The 17200-nt window shown below is 71.9% G+C and carries 20 protein-coding genes; 10 read left to right on the top strand and 10 right to left on the bottom strand.

Translation table 11 applies throughout. The features are described from left to right. Window positions 1–5 precede the first annotated feature (5 nt). The gene (locus ACIA5G_RS26895; protein ID WP_395927844.1) at window positions 6–911 is read right to left on the bottom strand and encodes a phosphatase PAP2 family protein; all 906 of its coding nucleotides are present in this window, start codon (window positions 909–911) and stop codon (window positions 6–8) included. Between the two features lie 110 nt (window positions 912–1021). On the opposite strand from ACIA5G_RS26895, the gene ACIA5G_RS26890 reads away from it, so the two are divergent. The 3 genes from ACIA5G_RS26890 to ACIA5G_RS26880 all read left to right on the top strand — a co-directional run bounded on the left by ACIA5G_RS26890 (window position 1022) and on the right by ACIA5G_RS26880 (window position 3602). Then, on the top strand, window positions 1022–1711 hold the full coding sequence (locus tag ACIA5G_RS26890) for a response regulator (protein WP_395927842.1): 690 nt from the start codon (window positions 1022–1024) through the stop codon (window positions 1709–1711). Window positions 1712–1773: 62 nt separating this feature from the next. Beyond that, window positions 1774–3114 carry an ATP-binding protein gene (locus ACIA5G_RS26885; protein ID WP_395928039.1) on the top strand — a complete coding sequence of 447 codons (1341 nt, stop codon included), beginning with the start codon at window positions 1774–1776 and terminating at the stop codon, window positions 3112–3114. Then, window positions 3111–3602, top strand: a complete 492-nt coding sequence (locus ACIA5G_RS26880; RefSeq protein ID WP_395927840.1) for a hypothetical protein — start codon at window positions 3111–3113, stop codon at window positions 3600–3602. The genes ACIA5G_RS26885 and ACIA5G_RS26880 overlap by 4 nt, the downstream gene beginning before the upstream one ends. A gap of 19 nt (window positions 3603–3621) precedes the next feature. On the opposite strand, the gene ACIA5G_RS26875 is transcribed toward ACIA5G_RS26880, so the two are convergent. After that, on the bottom strand, window positions 3622–4368 hold the full coding sequence (locus ACIA5G_RS26875; RefSeq protein ID WP_395927838.1) for a methyltransferase domain-containing protein: 747 nt from the start codon (window positions 4366–4368) through the stop codon (window positions 3622–3624). Window positions 4369–4415: 47 nt separating this feature from the next. Then, the gene (locus tag ACIA5G_RS26870; protein ID WP_395927837.1) at window positions 4416–5006 is read right to left on the bottom strand and encodes an NADPH-dependent FMN reductase; all 591 of its coding nucleotides are present in this window, start codon (window positions 5004–5006) and stop codon (window positions 4416–4418) included. A 97-nt stretch (window positions 5007–5103) separates the two neighbouring features. Here ACIA5G_RS26870 and soxR point away from each other — a divergent pair, with 97 nt between their 5' ends. After that, window positions 5104–5583, top strand: a complete 480-nt coding sequence (gene soxR, locus ACIA5G_RS26865; RefSeq protein ID WP_395927835.1) for a redox-sensitive transcriptional activator SoxR — start codon at window positions 5104–5106, stop codon at window positions 5581–5583. Between the two features lie 3 nt (window positions 5584–5586). Here the strand turns inward: soxR and ACIA5G_RS26860 are convergent, their stop codons facing one another. The 3 genes from ACIA5G_RS26860 to ACIA5G_RS26850 form a co-directional block, all read right to left on the bottom strand. Then, entirely contained in the window at window positions 5587–6096 is a 510-nt protein-coding gene (locus tag ACIA5G_RS26860; RefSeq protein ID WP_395927833.1) for a DUF664 domain-containing protein, read from the bottom strand. A 71-nt stretch (window positions 6097–6167) separates the two neighbouring features. Beyond that, a complete protein-coding gene (locus tag ACIA5G_RS26855) occupies window positions 6168–6734 on the bottom strand; it encodes a hypothetical protein (RefSeq protein WP_395927831.1) in 567 nt (188 codons plus the stop codon). 1 nt (window position 6735) lies between these two features. Continuing rightward, window positions 6736–7467 (bottom strand): hypothetical protein, encoded by a 732-nt coding sequence (locus ACIA5G_RS26850; protein ID WP_395927829.1) that lies wholly within the window; start codon window positions 7465–7467, stop codon window positions 6736–6738. A 261-nt stretch (window positions 7468–7728) separates the two neighbouring features. Here ACIA5G_RS26850 and ACIA5G_RS26845 point away from each other — a divergent pair, with 261 nt between their 5' ends. Together ACIA5G_RS26845 and ACIA5G_RS26840 are read left to right on the top strand one after the other, a co-directional pair. Next, window positions 7729–8469 carry an SDR family oxidoreductase gene (locus tag ACIA5G_RS26845; RefSeq protein WP_395927827.1) on the top strand — a complete coding sequence of 247 codons (741 nt, stop codon included), beginning with the start codon at window positions 7729–7731 and terminating at the stop codon, window positions 8467–8469. 28 nt (window positions 8470–8497) lie between these two features. Then, window positions 8498–9382: an SDR family oxidoreductase gene (locus tag ACIA5G_RS26840; RefSeq protein ID WP_395927825.1), complete on the top strand. Its 885-nt coding sequence runs from the start codon at window positions 8498–8500 to the stop codon at window positions 9380–9382. Here ACIA5G_RS26840 and ACIA5G_RS26835 read toward each other — a convergent pair. Further along, complete coding sequence (locus ACIA5G_RS26835) at window positions 9366–9803, bottom strand: DUF6314 family protein (RefSeq protein ID WP_395927823.1); 438 nt, start codon at window positions 9801–9803, stop codon at window positions 9366–9368. The genes ACIA5G_RS26840 and ACIA5G_RS26835 overlap by 17 nt on opposite strands. A gap of 85 nt (window positions 9804–9888) precedes the next feature. On the opposite strand from ACIA5G_RS26835, the gene recQ reads away from it, so the two are divergent. After that, window positions 9889–11739, top strand: a complete 1851-nt coding sequence (recQ, locus tag ACIA5G_RS26830) for a DNA helicase RecQ (RefSeq protein ID WP_395927821.1) — start codon at window positions 9889–9891, stop codon at window positions 11737–11739. A 1-nt stretch (window position 11740) separates the two neighbouring features. Here the strand turns inward: recQ and ACIA5G_RS26825 are convergent, their stop codons facing one another. After that, window positions 11741–11983: an antitoxin gene (locus tag ACIA5G_RS26825; protein ID WP_395927819.1), complete on the bottom strand. Its 243-nt coding sequence runs from the start codon at window positions 11981–11983 to the stop codon at window positions 11741–11743. A 164-nt stretch (window positions 11984–12147) separates the two neighbouring features. Here ACIA5G_RS26825 and add point away from each other — a divergent pair, with 164 nt between their 5' ends. Then, on the top strand, window positions 12148–13125 hold the full coding sequence (gene add, locus ACIA5G_RS26820) for an adenosine deaminase (protein ID WP_395927817.1): 978 nt from the start codon (window positions 12148–12150) through the stop codon (window positions 13123–13125). Here add and ACIA5G_RS26815 read toward each other — a convergent pair. Both ACIA5G_RS26815 and ACIA5G_RS26810 read right to left on the bottom strand, forming a co-directional pair. Continuing rightward, a complete protein-coding gene (locus ACIA5G_RS26815; RefSeq protein ID WP_395927816.1) occupies window positions 13103–14470 on the bottom strand; it encodes a VWA domain-containing protein in 1368 nt (455 codons plus the stop codon). The two genes, add and ACIA5G_RS26815, sit on opposite strands and share 23 nt — an antisense overlap. Then, window positions 14467–15348 carry an AAA family ATPase gene (locus ACIA5G_RS26810; protein WP_395927815.1) on the bottom strand — a complete coding sequence of 294 codons (882 nt, stop codon included), beginning with the start codon at window positions 15346–15348 and terminating at the stop codon, window positions 14467–14469. Before ACIA5G_RS26810 ends, ACIA5G_RS26815 begins: the two co-directional genes overlap by 4 nt. Before the next feature lie 63 nt (window positions 15349–15411). Here ACIA5G_RS26810 and mgrA point away from each other — a divergent pair, with 63 nt between their 5' ends. Both mgrA and ACIA5G_RS26800 read left to right on the top strand, forming a co-directional pair. Further along, on the top strand, window positions 15412–16440 hold the full coding sequence (gene mgrA, locus ACIA5G_RS26805) for an L-glyceraldehyde 3-phosphate reductase (RefSeq protein WP_395927814.1): 1029 nt from the start codon (window positions 15412–15414) through the stop codon (window positions 16438–16440). Between the two features lie 90 nt (window positions 16441–16530). Next, entirely contained in the window at window positions 16531–17196 is a 666-nt protein-coding gene (locus tag ACIA5G_RS26800; RefSeq protein ID WP_395927813.1) for a TetR/AcrR family transcriptional regulator, read from the top strand. Window positions 17197–17200: the final 4 nt, after the last annotated feature.

Below are 17200 nucleotides of genomic sequence, written 5' to 3'. Positions count from 1 at the left end.
ACCGGTCAGTGCCGCCGGAGCCGCCGGACGCGTCCCTCGGCCGGGTCGAACGTGACCCGGCGCAGCGGCCCGGCGAGCAGCAGCACGACCGTCAGTGCCGACAGCGCGGCGAGCACCATCGCGGCGACGAACTGGGCGGCCCCGGACGTTGCCGTGCCGAGGACCGCGAACCCGGCGAGCACCAGCGCCGGCGGGGCGAGCAGGCCGCACAGCATCGGGATCGGCGGCACCCGGTCACCGTCGGGGCGGCGGGCGGACACCACCGCCGCCCCGGCGCAGGTGACCGCGGCGACCAGGAGGCAGCCGCCGACGGTGTCGCTCAACCGGTGCCAGCCCAGTGCCACGGCCGCGGCCGCGACCCAGGCGACGACGACCCCGCCCGCGACCAGGGCCGGCAGGCGGAAGCGGCGGGGCAGGACGATCGCGAGCGCCACCAGCACGGCCATCGCCGCGCTGACGTGCCCGCTCGGGAAACTGTTGTGGTCCGCGACGCCGAAGCGGTCGCCGGTGCTCGGGCGGTCCAGGACGTACAGCTTGAGCAGCTGCGCCACCACCAGCGGCGCGGCCAGCAGGAGCAACGCCGTGACGCCGAGGGCGAACCGCCGCCGGACCAGGGAGATCACCACCAGCAGCACCGCGACGGCGCCGAGCACGACCACCAGGTCGGCCTCCTGCAGCGGGACCGCCCAGCTCACGGTGGCGCCCGCGGCCTGGGCACTGCGGACGACCCCGTTCTCGACGCCGCGCCCGGCTTCCGTACGCACGAAGAGCAGGTAGGCCGCAACGAAGGCGAGGGCGAACCCGGCCGCGCTCGCGGCGAGCACCGCGGTTCGGGACACGGCCCGGGTCACGAGCGCGTGGCGAGCGGGCGGAGGGGTCACGGGTCGCGTCTCGAAAAGGATCACTGCCATGTCCCCGAGTCTGGGCGCGGCATTTCGAGATCCCGTCAGAGCGATGTCATGGTTTTGCTACAAGATCCGCCCGGGTCGCCATGACGTGCGCTTTTCCGAATAATGGCGCCGTGGCCGAGGTACTGGTGGTAGAAGACGACGCGGCGGTGCGGGAAGGACTGCAGCTGGCCCTGCGCCGGCAGGGGCACGTGGTGCACACCGCGGAATCGGGTGAGCTCGGCATCGAGGTGCTCGTGCACCACCGGCCCGACATCGTCGTGCTCGACCTGATGCTGCCCGGCATGGACGGCTTCGAGACCTGCCGCCGGATGCGGGCGTCGGGGCCGGTCCCGATCATCATGCTCACCGCGCGCAGCGACGACTTCGACGTCGTGGCCGGGCTCGAAGCAGGGGCGGACGACTACGTGGCCAAGCCGGTCGAACCGCGGGTGCTGGACGCGCGGATCCGGGCCGTGCTGCGCCGCGCGATCGCCGAGCGGCCGAGTGAGCCGGCGCAGCCCGAGGAACGGCACGGCGACCTGGTGATCGACCGGGCGGGGCTCGAGGTCACCAAGCGCGGCGTCCCGGTGTCGCTGACCCCGACCGAGCTCAAGCTGCTGCTGGAACTCTCGCGGACACCCGGGCAGGTGTACAGCCGCCAGCAGATCCTCGCCGCCGTGTGGGACCACGACTACCTCGGGGACTCCCGGCTGGTCGACGCCTGCGTGCAGCGGCTGCGCGCGAAGATCGAGGACGTGCCCGCGAAGCCGGACCACGTGCAGACCGTCCGGGGGTTCGGCTACCGGTTCGGCCGGTCGTGAAGCGGCTCCGCTCCTGGCTCGCCGGGCTGAGACCGCGCCTGGTCGCCGCCTTCGCGGTGATCATGATCCTCGGCGCCACGACCGGGGCCGGCGCGAGCTACGTCAACGCCCGCAACGCCATCCTCGAGGGCATTCAGGACCAGACGATGCTGAAGCTGCGCGACCAGATCGTCGCGTACCTGCCGACCGTGTCGCTGCCGCCCTCGCAGGCCACCCTCGACGCGTTCGCGGCGGCGCTCAAGTCCAGCGACGCGCTCGTCGTGTACCGCGATCTGCACTCGTCGTCGGGCATGACGCCGGAGAGCGTGCCCGCCGAGCTGCGCCGGGCCGTGGCCCGCGGCACGACCATCGAGTTCCAGCGGGTCGACGCGCAGGGGTACCCGTGGTTCCTCGTCGGGATCCCGGTGCAGACCGGGACGGGCACCACGCCCAGCGGTCTCGAGGTCTACGCGGCGGTGTCGCTGAGCCAGCAGCAGGCCGCGATCGACGACCTCGCCCGCCAGGCGTGGCTGTACTCCGCACTCGTCCTCCCGTTCGCGGTGGTGGTGGCCCTGCTGGCGGCGCGGCAGGTGCTGCGGCCGGTCCGCGCGCTGAACACCGCGGCGAACCAGCTCGGCCGGGGACGGCTGGACGTGCGGCTGCGGGTGAAGGGGTCCGACGAGCTGGCGCAGCTGGTCACGACGTTCAACCACACCGCTGCCGAGCTGGAACGCACCGTCGGCACGCTGCGCGCGATGGAGGCCGACGCGCGGCGGTTCGTCGCCGACGTTTCGCACGAGCTGCGCACCCCGCTGGCGGCGATGAACGCGGTCACCGACGTGCTCGACGAGGACGCCGAGCAGCTGCCGCCGGACACCGCGGTCGCGGCGCGGCTGGTGTCGGCCGAGACGCGGCGGCTGACCCGGCTGGTGCAGGACCTGATCGAAATCTCCCGGTTCGACGCCGGGCGCGCCGAGCTGCGCCGGGAGGAGCTGGACGTCGCCGCGGCGGTCACCGACAGCCTCGCCGCGCGGGGCTGGGAACCCGGCGGCGACCTGGTCGCCGAGCTGCCGCCCGGGATCACCGCCCGGCTCGACCGGCGGCGGCTGGACATCGTCGTGGCGAACCTCGTCGGCAACGCGATGCGCCACGGTGCGCCGCCGGTCGAGGTGGTGCTGCGGAATGAGCACTGGGACGTCGTGCTCACCGTCACCGACCACGGGCCGGGCATCCCCGACGCGGTGCTGCCCCGGGTCTTCGACCGTTTCGCCAAGGCCGACACGGCACGCGCGCGGTCCGAGGGCAGCGGGCTCGGGCTGTCCATCGCGCGGGAGAACGCGCGGCTGCACGGTGGTGACATCGTCGCGGCCAACACCGGCGCCGGCGCCCGGTTCGAGCTGCGCCTGCCCCGGGAGGCGCCGTGAAGAAGCTCTTCGTCGTCCTGGCGGTGCTGCTGCTGGCCGGCGCGTGCGGGATCAAGCCGACCGGGGCGGTCCCGGCCGGGCCGGCGCCCACCCTGCCGAACCCCGAGCCCGGCGGCCGCGGCACGGACCTGACCCTCTACTTCGTCATCGACGGCCGGGTGGCCCCGGTGACCCGGCCGGCGAGCGGCACGGCCGGGGTCAGCACGGCGTTGTCGATCCTGCTGAACGGGCCGTCCGACACCGAGGCGGCCGAGGGTTACGTGACGAGGCTGCCGCCCCAGAGCGGGCCGGTCGCCCTGGCTCCCGGCCCGCCGGTGGTGATCACCTTGCCGTTCCCGATCAACCGGCTCACGTCGATCGCGATCAACCAGCTGGTCTGCACCGCGTTCGCGGCGCTGGCCGCCGAAGGCAGCTACGCCGTGGACGGCACCGTCACGCTCAGCGGGCCGGACGGCCAGCTGCCGTCGCGGGCGTGCCAGGCGTTCTGAGGGGAGCCCAGTTCGTCCACTATGGACGCTCCGGCGCCGTGGCCGAGGCGACGAAGATCGGGATGGCCAGGAAGAACCGTCCCGCCGCGACCCGCGCCGACTGCTCGGCCAGCCATCCCTCGACCTGGGCCGCCGCCACGACCCCGGACGAGCGGGCGGCCGCCGCGAGCCCGTCGAGCAGCGGCAGCAGGCTCCCGTCGGTGTCGACCATCGTCCTGACTTCGACCGCGATCTCGGCGAACCCGGCGTCGACCAGCAGCGCCCGGTACTGCCTTGCCGCGCGGGGGCCGGCGATCGTGTCCGCGCGGGCGTGGACGATCACCCGGGTCAGCGACGGGCGGTCCGAGTCGAGGACCAGCGTGTCCCAGTCCTGGCCGCACAGCACCACCCGGCCGCCCGGCGCCAGCACCCGCCGGGCTTCCACGATCGCCGCCGCCGGGTCGGTGAGCTCGTGCAGCACCTTGTCGGCCCGGTAGCCGCGGAACTCGCCGTCGGCGAACGGCAGCCGGAGCACGTCGGCCTCGACGAACTCGAAGGCGCGGGTGCGGGCCGCCGCCAGCATCCGCGGGTCGCGGTCGGCGCCGACCGCGTGGATCCCGCGGGCGCCGAGCTCCGCGACCGCCCGGCCGCCGCCGCAGCCGACGTCCAGCACCCGGTCACCGGGCCGGCAGCGCAACAGCTCGTACGTCACCTCGCGCAGCTCGGTGGCGCCGGGCAGCGCGTCGGCCCGGTCGAGCCGGGCCAGCAGCGGGTGTTCGGCCGTCATACCTGCCATCCTGCGACTTCATGCCGACCTGAAGTCAAGGAAAATCCTCAGCCGGGGTAGGGCCGGACCGCCCGGGCCTCGGCGAGTGCCCGGGCCCACCAGCCCAGCTGGTCGAGCATCGCCTTCGCCGCGACGGCGGCGCCGTCGTCCTTCGGCACACCGTCGGCTCCGAAGCGCGTGTGGGCGCCGTGGAAGCTCACCGTCTCGCGGATGGTGGCCGCGTGGAGCTCGGCGAACACCGCCCTCAGGTGCTCGACCGCCCGCAGGCCGCCCGAAATCCCGCCGTAGGAGACGAAGGCGACCGGTTTGGCCGTCCATTCGGCGCGGTGCCAGTCGATGGCGTTCTTGAGCGAGGCCGGGTAACTGTGGTTGTACTCCGGCGTGACCACGACGAAGGCGTCGGCGGCTTCGAGCCGCGGCGTCACCTTCGCGACTTCGGCGACGACGGCCGCGGACGGGGTGGCGCCGAAGGCGGGCATCACCAGCGGCAGGTCGGGCTCGGCGAGGTCGACGACGTCGACCTCGAACCCGCCGTGGTCACCCGCGACGCCGGCCAGCCAGTCCGCCACCACCGGGCCGAACCGTCCTTCCCGGACACTTCCCACGATCACCGCGACCCGTACGGGAGCTTCGGACACGCTTCCTCCTTGACACAGCGGCATTGTTGCCGTCCGGGTCAGGATGAGACCTCAAGCTCGCTTGAAGTCAAGCGCGGGGCTGTGGTTGGCTGGGACCATGGTGAACGCCACAGCCCGGACGCTGCCGGACCTGACGGTCGGCGAACTCGCCCGCCGCAGCGGAGTGCCCGCTTCGGCCTTGCGGTTCTACGAAGACGAAGGGCTCATCCGCAGCCGGCGCACCGCCGGCAACCAGCGCCGCTACTGTCGCGACGCGCTGCGGCGGGTGACGTTCATCCGGATGTCCCAGCGGGTCGGCATGCCGCTGTCGACGATCCGGGAGGTGCTGGCCCTGCTGCCGGACGATCGCACTCCGACCCGCGCCGACTGGGCGCGGATCTCGCGGTGCTGGCAGGACGACCTCAACGCGCGGATCCGGCAGATGGAGCAACTGCGCGACCAGCTCGGCGACTGCATCGGCTGCGGCTGCATGTCACTGGCGAAGTGCCGGCTCGCCAACCCGGGCGACCGGCTCGGCGCCGACGGCCCGGGCCCGCAGCGGCTCGCCGACCACCGCGGTGACGGTTACGAAGATTGAAAGTTACCGGCGTTCCAGCAGGCCGCGGACGAACATCGCCTGCCCGGCGTGCTGGATGTCGTCGTCGAGGACGCTGACCAGCCGGACGCCCAGGGTCACCGGCGGGTCCCAAGCCTCGTCGACCACGCGGTCCAGCTTCGTGCCGTCGAGACCTTCGAGGAACTGCACGGTCTGGTCGTGCACGGCGTCGTAGTAGCCGGTGAGCAGGCCGGGCTTGTCCACCCGGACCGCTTCGACGTCGGCCGGGCGGTGGCCGTAGCCGGTGTCGCCCGCCGGGAACGGCAGGCCGAACCGCGAAAGCCAGTCCTGACCGGTCCACACCTGCTCGGTCCCGGCCACGTCGGCGACGTGGTCGTCCTGGACCCGGGTCAGGTGCCACACCAGCCAGGCGATCGAGTTGGCCTCGTCGTCCAGCCGGGTCCGGAGCTGCTCGGCGGTGAGCCCCTCCACCGCCGCGTGCACGTTCTCCCGGACCCGGCTGAACCCGTCGACGAGCAGTTCGGCCACGTTCATCGGCTGCCTCCCGTTGCTGGACCCGTTCACCGGCGTGCTACCCGATCATGCCCGCCGGCAAACGGTTCCCGCTAGCGCGGCAGCAGCTGGTCGAAGAACGAGCGGTACCGCCGCAGCGCGACGCGCAGGTCCTCGGTGGCCGGTTCGCCGTGCTGCCACTGGCCTTCCAGCTCGCTCTTGTGCTCGGCGAACGTGGTGGCCAGCGCGCTGATCACGGCCGCGACCAGCTCGTCGGCCTCGCGGACCGCCTGCTGCGGGTCGTCGACGAAGCCGGTCTGGACGTTCTGCCAGCGGTCGCGGAAACCGGTGACCTTCTCCTCGTCGATCAGCGGCGGCGCTTCGTCGCCGGCCCCGTGGCGACCGTTGTCCGGACGCGCGTCCGTGGTTGTGGTCGCGGTCGTGGTCTCCGGCTGGGCCGACGCCGACGCCAGGTCGGCGGTGCTCAGGTTCTGGTCGCTGCCGCGGTTCTCGTCGGTGCCGGGCTCGCGGAAGTCGGCCTGCTCCTGGCCGGGGACTTCGGTGTCGCCGTCGCGGAGATCGGTGTCACCGTCGCGGAGATCGCCCGGTTCACGGACGTCGTCGCGGCCGGTGAAGTCCTCGTCGTGGTCGGCGCTGTGCCTCGTCAGGTGGTCGGTCATGTCAGCGTCCTCCGTTCCATTCGGTCCGCGGCTGCGCGGATGCCTGTCGCTCGGGCTTTTCGGTGTCACCGCGGTCGGCGTCGTGCCGGTCGGCACGGTCGCGGCCACTGTGGTCGTGGCCGTTCCGCCGCTCGTGGTCGTCGGCGTGCCGGTCATCGGCGTGCCGGTCGTCGTCGTGCCGGTCGTCGTCGTGCCGCCGCTCGTCGCTGCCGTCGGTCAGCAGGTCCTCGAACACGGTGCGGTAGCGGACCATCGCGTCCCGGAGGTCCTCAGTGGACGCTCCGTCACGCTTCTGCTGCGTGGCGTGCGCGGTCCGGTAGTCCGTCAGGGTCTTGGCGTGCTGCACCGAAAGGTCCTGCACCTGCTGCTCGTAACCCTCGGTCGGGTAACCGCGTTCGGCCATCAGCGCAACGAGGACCTGGTCGGCCTCCTCGACCGCGGTGGCCGGGTGGTCGACGAACTTTTCCTGCACCAGCGCCCACTTCTGGGTGTAGCGCTCACGCGCCTGCGCCGAGAGCGGACGGATGTCGAGCTCCTTGTGGCGACGCTCCCGCTCGGCGAGTTCCCGTTGCGCGGCACGCGGGTTGTCGCTTTCTTCGACGGCCCGGTCGTACTCCGGACCGAACCGCTGCCGCAGCCGTTTTCGCTGCATTTCCTGTGTCACCAGCCAGATCACGGCGCCCAGCACCGCGACGGCCACGACGACGATCACAACGATCAGCCATGTGGGCATCGCACAAACTCCTTCAAGGATGTCGAGCCCCCCGATGACTCAGGTGTTCCCGGCCGCCCGGTTCCGAAACCCCGCCACCCACCCTCGACCTCGCGATTCGGCCGACCGGCGGCGTCGGTACCGCCGGATGCCCCGGACCCCGATCGGGTGTAACGACGATAACAAGGAAAGACTAGCGCTGTTACCAGCCGAGTGCTATCGTCGATAACAGAACGACGGAAGCGGCGATACCACCGCCGCCCGACCGGAGAGAAGGAACCGATGAGCACCACAGAGACCCGCGTCGCGATCGTCACCGGCGGCTCCCGCGGCATCGGCCGCCAGGTCGCCGAGCGCCTGGCCGCCGACGGCATGGCCGTCGTCGTCAACTACGCCGGCAACAAGAAGGAAGCCGAGGCCACCGTCGAGGCCATCACCGGGCGCGGCGGCCGGGCGATCGCCGTCCGCGCCGACGTGGGCGACCCGGCCGCGGTCGCGGAGCTGTTCGACACCACCGAGGCCACCTTCGGCGGGGTGGACGTCGTCGCCCACCTGGCCGGCGTGATGAACGCACCCACGCCGATCGCGGACACCGACTTCGACGTCCTCGACCGGGTGCACCGCACCAACATCCGCGGCACCTTCGCGGTGGCCCAGCAGGCCGCGAAGCGCGTGCGTGACGGCGGCGCCGTGATCACCACCTCGACGTCGGTGCTGGGCCTGAACCTGCCCGGCTACGGCATCTACAACGCCACCAAGGGCGCGGTCGAGGCGATCACCATGATCCTGGCGCGCGAGCTGCGTGGCCGCGACATCACCGTGAACACCGTCGCCCCCGGGCCGACCGCGACCGCGCTGTTCCTCGACGGCAAGGACGAGGAGACCGTCGCCCGGATGGCGAAGCAGCCGCCGCTCGAGCGGCTCGGCAAGCCCGAGGACATCGCCGAGGTCGTCGCGTTCCTCGCCGGTCCGGCCCGCTGGGTCAACGGCCAGGTGCTGCGCGCCAACGGCGGCATCGTCTGAGCCCCCTTCGAACACAAGGAGAAGAGCCATGATCATCGTCGTCACCGGCGCCTCCAGCGGGATCGGCGCCCTCTCCGCCCGGGCGCTGGCCCGCGCCGGGCACACCGTCTACGCGGGCATGCGCGCCACCACCGGCCGCAACGCCCCGCAGGTCGAGGCCGCCGCCGCGTACGCCCGTGAACACGGCGTGGACCTGCGCTCGGTCGAGCTGGACGTCTCCAGCCAGGACTCCGCGGACGCCGCGATCGCTTCGATCGTCGCCGAGCACGGGCGGCTGGACACCGTGGTGCACAACGCCGGGCACATGGTGCTCGGCCCGGCCGAGGCGTTCACCCCCGACCAGCTGGCCCAGCTCTACGACACGAACGTGATCGGCGCCCAGCGGGTCAACCGCGCCGCCCTGCCGCACCTGCGCGCCCAGCGCGACGGCCTGCTGGTGTGGGTGTCGAGCAGCAGCGTCCGCGGCGGCACCCCGCCGTACCTCGCGCCGTACTTCGCCGCGAAGGCCGCCATGGACAGCCTCGCGGTCAGCTACGCCGCCGAGCTGGCCCGGTTCGGCATCGACACCACGATCGTCGTGCCCGGCGCGTTCACCTCGGGCACCAACCACTTCCCGAACTCCGGGCACCCGGCCGACGAGGCCGTCGTGACCGCCTACGAGGAGCGGTATGCGGGGCTGATGGACCACGTCGCGGAGAAGCTGGCCGAGATCACCCCGCCCGGCGCGGACGTCGCGAAGGTGGCCGAGGAGCTGACGCGCGTGGTCGGCCTGCCCAAGGGCGAGCGGCCGTTCCGGGTGCACATCGACCCGTCGGACGACGGCGGTTGGCTGGTCGCCGAGGTCGGCGACCGGATCCGGAGCGAGTTCCTGCGCCGGATCGACCTGGGCGACCTGCTCAGCCCGTCCGCGTGAACCGGGTGACGATCACGTGGTCCTTGGCCGGGCCGCGGACCGCCCACTCCTGCCGCCAGTGCCGCGCGTCGAGCACGCGGTAGCTGCCGCGGTACAGGTCGTCGCGGCAGGGGTGGTCGGTGTCCCAGTGCCCGGCACGCAGGTCGAGGTCGTGGAAGAACCCGCCGTGGTCGAAGTGCACGTCGGCCCGGCCGGGCGCGGTGGGCCGGTAGTGCAGCGTGCGCGTCACCGGGCCGCGGTAGGTGCCGAGCCGCATTTCGCCGGCTTCGCGGTAGACGAGGACACCGTCCTCCTCGGTGAAGGTGGCGACGCCGGACACCTCCCCCGCCGGATCGCCGTCGGTGGTGAGGATTTCGCGGTCGAGCCGCCATTCGCCGGCGAAATGCGCGGCGAGGTCGGTCACCGGGAAGTACTCGTCCATCACGACCAGTGTGTCACCCGCCGGACCCCGGCACGCCGGAGAGGGCGTCCGGAAGTTGTCGGACCCCGGCTCTAGACTCGGCCGCGTGGCAGCACCCGAGACCGACCTCGAAACCACCACGGTGTCCGACGCGCTGGAGATCCTCCGGCGCGTGTTCGGCTACGACAGCTTCCGCGGCGAGCAAGCGGCGATCGTGGAGCACGTCGTCGCGGGCGGCGACGCGCTCGTGCTGATGCCCACCGGTGGCGGGAAGTCGTTGTGCTACCAGATTCCCGCGCTGGTGCGGCCGGGTGTCGGCGTGGTGGTGTCCCCGCTGATCGCGCTGATGCAGGACCAGGTCGACGCGCTGCGCAACGCCGGAGTCCGCGCCGGTTTCCTCAACTCCACGCAGGACTACGCGGCCCGGCAAGAGGTCGAGTCGGCGTTCCTGAACGGCGAACTCGACCTGCTCTACCTGGCGCCGGAACGGCTTTCGGTCGAGTCCACCGTGCGGCTGCTCGACCGCGGGAAGATCGCCCTGTTCGCGATCGACGAGGCGCACTGCGTCGCCCAGTGGGGCCACGACTTCCGGCCCGACTACCTCCAGCTCTCCGCGCTGCACGAGCGCTGGCCGGACGTGCCGCGGATCGCGCTGACCGCGACGGCGACCGAGGCCACGCACAAGGAGATCTCGGCGCGGCTGAACCTGGACGAGGCGCGTCACTTCGTCGCGAGCTTCGACCGGCCGAACATCCAGTACCGGATCGTCGGCAAGAACTCGCCGCAGCGGCAGCTGCTGGAACTGCTGCAGACCGAGCACAAGGGGGACGCGGGGATCGTCTACTGCCTGTCCCGGAACTCGGTCGAGAAGACCGCGGAGTTCCTGGTGCAGAACGGAATCCCGGCGGTGCCCTACCACGCTGGGCTGGACGCGCGCACCCGAGCGAAGCACCAGTCGCGGTTCCTGCGCGAGGACGGGCTGATCGTGGTCGCCACGATCGCGTTCGGCATGGGCATCGACAAACCGGACGTCCGGTTCGTCGCGCACCTCGACCTGCCGAAGTCGGTCGAGGGGTACTACCAGGAGACCGGCCGCGCCGGCCGTGACGGGCTGCCTTCGACCGCGTGGCTCGCCTACGGGCTGCAAGACGTGGTGCAGCAGCGGAAGATGATCGACACGTCGGAGGGTGACGACGCCCACCGGCGGCGCCTCGGCGCGCACCTGAACGCGATGCTGGCGCTGTGCGAGACGGTGGAATGCCGGCGTGTGCAGATCCTCAACTACTTCGGGCAGCAGGCCGAGCCGTGCGGCAACTGCGACACCTGCCTGAGCCCGCCGGAGAAGTGGGACGGCACGATCCCGGCGCAGAAGCTGCTCTCGACCATCGTCCGGCTGCGCAACGAGCGGCGGCAGAAGTTCGGCGCCGGGCAGGTGATCGACATCCTGCTCGGCAAGTCCACCCCGAAGGTCACGCAGTTCCAGCACGACACGCTCAAGACGTTCGGCATCGGCACCGAGCTGCGCGAGCCGGAGTGGCGCGCGGTGGTGCGGCAGCTGCTGGCCCAGGGCTGGCTCGCGGTCGAGGGTGACTACGGCTCGCTGGTGCTCACCGAGGCGAGCGCCGAGGTGCTCGGCGGTGATCGCCAGGTGATGCTGCGCCGCGAGCCCGAGCGTGCGGCCGCGGCGAAGGTGCGCGGCCCGAAGCGGGCCGCCGCCGCGGCAGTGGACATGCCCGCGGAGGCGGCCCCGCTGTTCGAACGCCTGCGTGCCTGGCGGGCCGGGGTCGCGAAGGAGCAGGGCGTGCCTGCCTACGTCGTCTTCCACGACGCGACCTTGCGCCAGATCGCCACCCAGCGGCCGTCGTCGTTGGCCGACCTGGGCACGGTCAGCGGGGTCGGCGAGAACAAGCTCGCCAAGTACGGCGAGGGTGTCCTCGAGACCCTGACGGCCGAGTGACCTAGCGGCCGGCGGCCGGTCCCGGCTGGCCCGTCGGCCCCGGCTGCCCGTTCGGCCCGGTCACGGAGTTGACCTTGCGGACCGCACCCGCGATCTGCTGGTGGTACTTGCCCTTGGTCTTGTCGTCGGCGAACTTGGCCGCCTTGCCGACGTACTGGTTCACCTTTTCGGGGTTCTTCTTGGCGTAGGCGCGGGCGGCGCCGGCGGCCCCGGCCAGCACGGTGAGCTTGCGCAGGAATGCCACGGTGGTCCTCCCTCATCGGGTTTCGGTCATCCTGACAACGCGGACGAACCACCCGAAGGTTCCCCGTGTGACGACCGCCAAACCTTCGAGCAGAGCGTGACGGACTGTCACCGGCCGCAAAAATGCCGCGCGGACCAGCACCGGGCACCCCTAGGCTCGCGCTCATGCGCGACCTGGCCGCCCTGCCGAAGGCCCACCTGCACGTCCACCTGGAGAGCACGATCCGGCCGGGCACGCTCCGTGAACTCGGCGAAGCCAACGGCGTCGACGTCCCGGGTGAGCCCCCGGTGTTCGACGGCTTCCGCGCCTTCGCCGACTACAACACGCTCGTCCGGGCCTGCCTCCAGCGTCCCGAGGACTTCGAGCGGATCGCCCGCGAGTACTGCGAGGACGAAGCCGCCCAGGGCACGCGCTACGCCGAAGTCACGTTCACCGCTGCATCCCACGGTGAACGCCTGGGCGACCCGGAGATGCCGCTCGAATCCGTCCTCAAAGGACTCAACGCGAGCACCGCCGGGCTCGAGTGGCGGCTGCTGCTGGACCACTCCCGCCGCCGTTCGGTCGACCGCGCGGAGCGCACCCTCGAACTCGCGTTGAAGTACGACGAAGTCTTCGCGATCGGCATGGCGGGCGAGGAAAACCACTCACTGCGGCCGTTCACGACGGTCTTCGAGAAGGCCCGCGCCGGCGGGCTCCGCCTCCTGCACCACACCGGTGAAGACGCCGGCCCGGACAGCATCCGCGAGGCCCTGGAAATCGGCCGCACCGAACGGCTCGGGCACGGCATCCGGGTCCTCGAGGACCCCGAGCTGGTCGCCGAGGTCCGCGACCGGGGCCTGGCGCTGGAGGTCTGCCCGTCCTCGAACGTGACGCTCGGACTGGTGCCGGCACTGCCCGAACACCCGCTCCCCCGGCTGCTCGACGCCGGGCTGACGGTCACGCTCAACACCGACGTCCCGTCGGTCACCGGCGCCGAGCTGGCCGCCGAATACGCCCGCGTCCAGGAGGCTTTCGGCTACGACGACACCACGATGGCGGACTTCGCACGGGCGAGCGTCACCGCGTCCTTCGCTCCCGAAGCGACCAAGAAACGGATGCTGCACGACATCAACGCTTGGCTCACACCGGCAGCAGGCGGGTGACCAGCGTGGAGAGCTGCTGCACCGTGCGGCACTCGTGCATCTCCACCACGTCGGCGTACTCCAGCGCCGCCGAGTCCCCCGTGGACCACAGCGACCGGCGTTCCGGGTTGAGCCAGTAGACGTGCCGGGCGCGGGCCTTGATCGCGCGGACCGCGTCGAGGTTCGGGTCGCCGCCGTTGGTGCGGGCGTCACCGAGGATCAGCACCGACGTGCGCGGGCCGACCGCTTCGAGCCAGTTCGCCGTGAACTGCCGCAGGGAGCCGCCGTAGTCGCTGTGGCCGTCCCAGCGCACCAGCGCCGCTTCGGACAGCATGCGCGCGCCCAGGTGCTCCGGGTCGGCCGCGCCGCCGGTGACCAGGTGGGTGACCTCGTCGGCGCTGTCCACGAAGGCGAACACGCGGATCTTGCTGAACTGGTCGCGCAGCGCCTGCACCAGCAGCATGGTGAAGTTCGCGAACCCGGCCACCGACCCGGAAAGATCGCACAGCAGCACGATTTCCGGGCGTCCGGGCCGCCGGTGGCGGTAGGCCGGGCGCAGCGGCACCCCGCCCGTCGACAGCGACCGGCGCAGCGTGCGGCGCAGGTCGATCTGGCCGCGGGTCGTGCGCTTGCGGCGGGCGGCCAGGCGCGTCGCCAGCTTGCGGGACAGCGGCTGGATCGTCCGGCGCAGCTCGGCGAGCTGCGTGCGGCTGGCGATGAGGAAGTCGACGCGGTCCGGCGCCGGCGCGATGGCGTGCTTGGCGACGCGCTCGCGGCCGCGGACCTCGGCCGCCCGGCGGCGCGCCTCGGTGCGGACCCGGCCGCGGAATCCTTCAACCCGGCGGCGGATCTCGTCGCGGTCGAGCCGGTCGGTGAACTCGCCCCGCGCGCCACCACCGCGCACCGCGGCCAGCACCCGCGCGATCAGCGTCTGCGGCTGGAGCCGCTCCAGGGTCTGGTGGGCCGAGAAGCCCCCGCCCGGGCCGGACGCCGAGCCGTACTGCCCGAGCATGTCCACCGCGAGCCCGGCGAGCTGGGAGAGGGCCTGCTCGTCACCGGCCGCCAGCGCGGCGGCGAGCTCCTCACGCAGCTCCTCCAGCGTGGCCGGCTGGTCTTCGCGGGCCCGTTCCGGCGCGCCGATCCCGGCCGGGAAGTACAGGTCGAACGCGGCGTCGAACACCGCGCGCTGCCCGCCGCGCCGGACCAGCGCCGCTGCCAGGCCCTCGCGGACCAGCGAACGGTCGTCGAGACCGAGCACCTCCAGCGCCGCGGCGGCGTCGACGGTCTCGGCGGGGCCGGCCGGGATGCCCTGGGTCCGCAGTGCCTTGACGAACGACGCGAGCCGCTCCGGCACACCGCCGGTCACGACGCGTCCAGGACCTGTTCGAGCTTCAGGCCGGCCCCGGCCTTGGCGATGTCGTCCTGGTGCTTGAGGACGACGCCGAGACTCTCGCGCACGACCTGCTCGTCCAGTGTCGACGCGCCGAGGGCCAGCAGTGTGCGCGCCCAGTCGATGGTCTCGGCGACCGACGGCAGCTTGCGCAGGTCCATCGCGCGCAGGGCGGCGATCACCCGGACGACCGAATCGGCGAGGGCCGCGTTGATGCCCGGGACCTTGAGCCGGACGATGTCGCGTTCGAGCTCCTCGTCCGGGAAGTCGATGTGCAGGAACAGGCAGCGCCGGCGCAGGGCCTCGGACAGCTCGCGGGTCGCGTTCGACGTCAGCACGGCGAACGGCGCGCGCGTGGCGGTGATCGTCCCCAGCTCCGGCACGGTCACCTGGAAGTCGCCGAGCACCTCCAGCAGCAGGCCCTCGACCTCCATGTCGGCCTTGTCGGTCTCGTCGATGAGCAGCACGGTCGGCTCGTCGGACGAGATCGCGGTGAGCAGCGGACGGCGCAGCAGGAACTCCTCGCCGAAGATGTCGGTGCGGGCGTCCTCCCACGTCTCGTCGCGGCCGGCGGTGATCCGCAGCAGCTGCTTCGCGTGGTTCCACTCGTACAGCGCGCGGGCTTCGTCGATGCCCTCGTAGCACTGCAGGCGCACCAGCCGCGAGCCGCTGACCTGGGCGACGGCCTTGGCGAGCTCGGTCTTGCCGACGCCGGCGGGGCCTTCGACCAGCAGTGGCTTGCCGAGCCGGTCGGCCAAGAACACCGTGGTCGCCACCGCCGTCGAGGCCAGGTAGCCGACCTCGGCCAGCTTCGCCGACACGTCGTCGACGGAGGTGAAGAATCCCGTGCCCACCACGTGCCTCCTAAGCGGTCGCTCACCAGGAGCCTACCCGACCTTCGGGCTAGCATCGGCCGCGTGACCTACGTTGCGGCTTCCGGCCGATACGAATCGATCCCCTACCGGCGCACCGGGCGGTCCGGGCTCAAGCTGCCCGCGATCTCGCTCGGGCTGTGGCACAACTTCGGCCACGACAAGCCCCTGCAGACCCAGCGCGAGATCACCCGCCGCGCCTTCGACCTCGGCATCACGCACTTCGACCTGGCCAACAACTACGGCCCGCCGTACGGCTCGGCCGAGGAGAACTTCGGGCGGCTGCTGGCCACCGACTTCAAGCCCTACCGCGACGAGCTGGTGATCTCCAGCAAGGCCGGTTACGACATGTGGCCCGGGCCGTACGGCGAGTGGGGCTCCCGCAAGTACCTGCTGTCCTCACTGGACCAGTCGCTCGGCCGGCTGGGCCTCGACTACGTCGACATCTTCTACTCGCACCGCTTCGACCCCGAGACGCCGCTGGAGGAGACGGTCGGCGCGCTCGACTCCGCCGTCCGCGCCGGGAAAGCGCTTTACGTCGGGATTTCGTCCTACAACTCGGAGCGGACCGCCGAGGCGGCGCGGCTGCTGCGCGAGCTCGGCACGCCGTTGCTGATCCACCAGCCGTCGTACTCGATGCTGAACCGCTGGATCGAGGAGGACGGCCTCCTGGACACCCTCGAGGAGGTGGGCGCGGGCTGCATCGCGTTCTCCCCGCTCGCGCAGGGGCTGCTGACCGACAAGTACCTGAAGGGCGTCCCCGAGGACTCGCGGGCGGCGCAGGGCAAGTCCCTCGACCCGGGCACCCTGGACGAGAACCGCCTGGGCCGCGTCCGCGCGCTCAACGAGATCGCCGGCCGTCGTGGGCAGTCGCTGGCGCAGCTGGCGCTCGCCTGGGCCCTGCGCGACCACCGCGTGACGTCGGTGCTGATCGGCGCGAGCAGCGTCAAACAGCTGGAAGACAACGTCGGCGCGCTCGGCAACCTCGACTTCAGCTCCGAAGAGCTGACCGAGATCGACGGCCACGCCACCGACGCGGACATCAACCTCTGGAAGCGGTCCTCGGACGGCTGACGACGGACTCACGGCGGGGCGCCCGGCGCGTCCCGCCGTTTTTCCGTCCGACGTTTGACCAGATTTCGTATTTGGTCATACGATGGCGTCATGCCTCCAGCCGAAGACCGCGTCGAGCGGGCCGAGCGGATCCTCGACGCCGCCGCCGAGCTGCTGCTGCGTGCCGGCTACCGGCGCACGACCGTCGAGGACGTCGCCGAGCGGGCCGGCGTCGGCAAGGGGACCGTCTACCTGCACTGGAAGAACCGCGAGGAGCTGTTCCTCGCCGTCCTGCTGCGGGAGTCCGTGCGAAGCATCGAAGACCTCGTCCGGGCGCTGGAAGCCGACCCGCTCGCCGCCCGGCTCGCGACGCTGACCCGGATCCAGTACACCAACGTGCTGGCGCGTCCCCTGCTGCGCGCCAGCCACGCCGACGACGCCGAAACCCTCGGCAAGCTGCTGCCGAAGCTGCACGCCAAGCTCGACCCGCGCCACGACGAGGCCTTCCTCGAGTACCTCGAACTGCTGGCGGCGAACGACCTGCTCCGCACCGACCGGCCGGCGCGTGAGCTCGCCGTCGCCTACCGGGCGGTGCTGCACGGCTTCCTCGTCGGCACGCCCCCGCCGGAGCCCGCGTTGATCGCCGACACCGTCGCCCACGCCTTCGAACCGGTGGCCGTCTCGACGACGCAGCTGCGAGCCGTCGCGCCGCGCGCCATCCAGCTGTTCACCGAATCCGTCGCGCTCGACCGGAAGCGGCTCGAGCGGGCCTACTGAACTG

It is taken from the genome of Amycolatopsis sp. NPDC051758 (assembly GCF_044453095.1).
Lineage (GTDB): Bacteria > Actinomycetota > Actinomycetes > Mycobacteriales > Pseudonocardiaceae > Amycolatopsis.
Note: the sequence above shows the minus strand (reverse complement) of the source record. Positions and strands in the feature narration are given on the sequence as shown.

Bases quoted from the DNA above. Each gene is read 5' to 3' on its own strand.
- ACIA5G_RS26895 (WP_395927844.1), bottom strand. From the start codon at position 911: ATGGCAGTGATCCTTTTCGAGACGCGACCCGTGACCCCTCCGCCCGCT.
- ACIA5G_RS26885 (WP_395928039.1), top strand. From the start codon at position 1,774: ATGATCCTCGGCGCCACGACCGGGGCCGGCGCGAGCTACGTCAACGCC.
- ACIA5G_RS26875 (WP_395927838.1), bottom strand. From the start codon at position 4,368: ATGACGGCCGAACACCCGCTGCTGGCCCGGCTCGACCGGGCCGACGCG.
- soxR (WP_395927835.1), top strand. From the start codon at position 5,104: ATGGTGAACGCCACAGCCCGGACGCTGCCGGACCTGACGGTCGGCGAA.
- ACIA5G_RS26860 (WP_395927833.1), bottom strand. From the start codon at position 6,096: ATGAACGTGGCCGAACTGCTCGTCGACGGGTTCAGCCGGGTCCGGGAG.
- ACIA5G_RS26855 (WP_395927831.1), bottom strand. From the start codon at position 6,734: ATGACCGACCACCTGACGAGGCACAGCGCCGACCACGACGAGGACTTC.
- ACIA5G_RS26850 (WP_395927829.1), bottom strand. From the start codon at position 7,467: ATGCCCACATGGCTGATCGTTGTGATCGTCGTCGTGGCCGTCGCGGTG.
- ACIA5G_RS26845 (WP_395927827.1), top strand. From the start codon at position 7,729: ATGAGCACCACAGAGACCCGCGTCGCGATCGTCACCGGCGGCTCCCGC.
- ACIA5G_RS26840 (WP_395927825.1), top strand. From the start codon at position 8,498: ATGATCATCGTCGTCACCGGCGCCTCCAGCGGGATCGGCGCCCTCTCC.
- ACIA5G_RS26835 (WP_395927823.1), bottom strand. From the start codon at position 9,803: ATGGACGAGTACTTCCCGGTGACCGACCTCGCCGCGCATTTCGCCGGC.
- add (WP_395927817.1), top strand. From the start codon at position 12,148: ATGCGCGACCTGGCCGCCCTGCCGAAGGCCCACCTGCACGTCCACCTG.
- ACIA5G_RS26800 (WP_395927813.1), top strand. From the start codon at position 16,531: ATGCCTCCAGCCGAAGACCGCGTCGAGCGGGCCGAGCGGATCCTCGAC.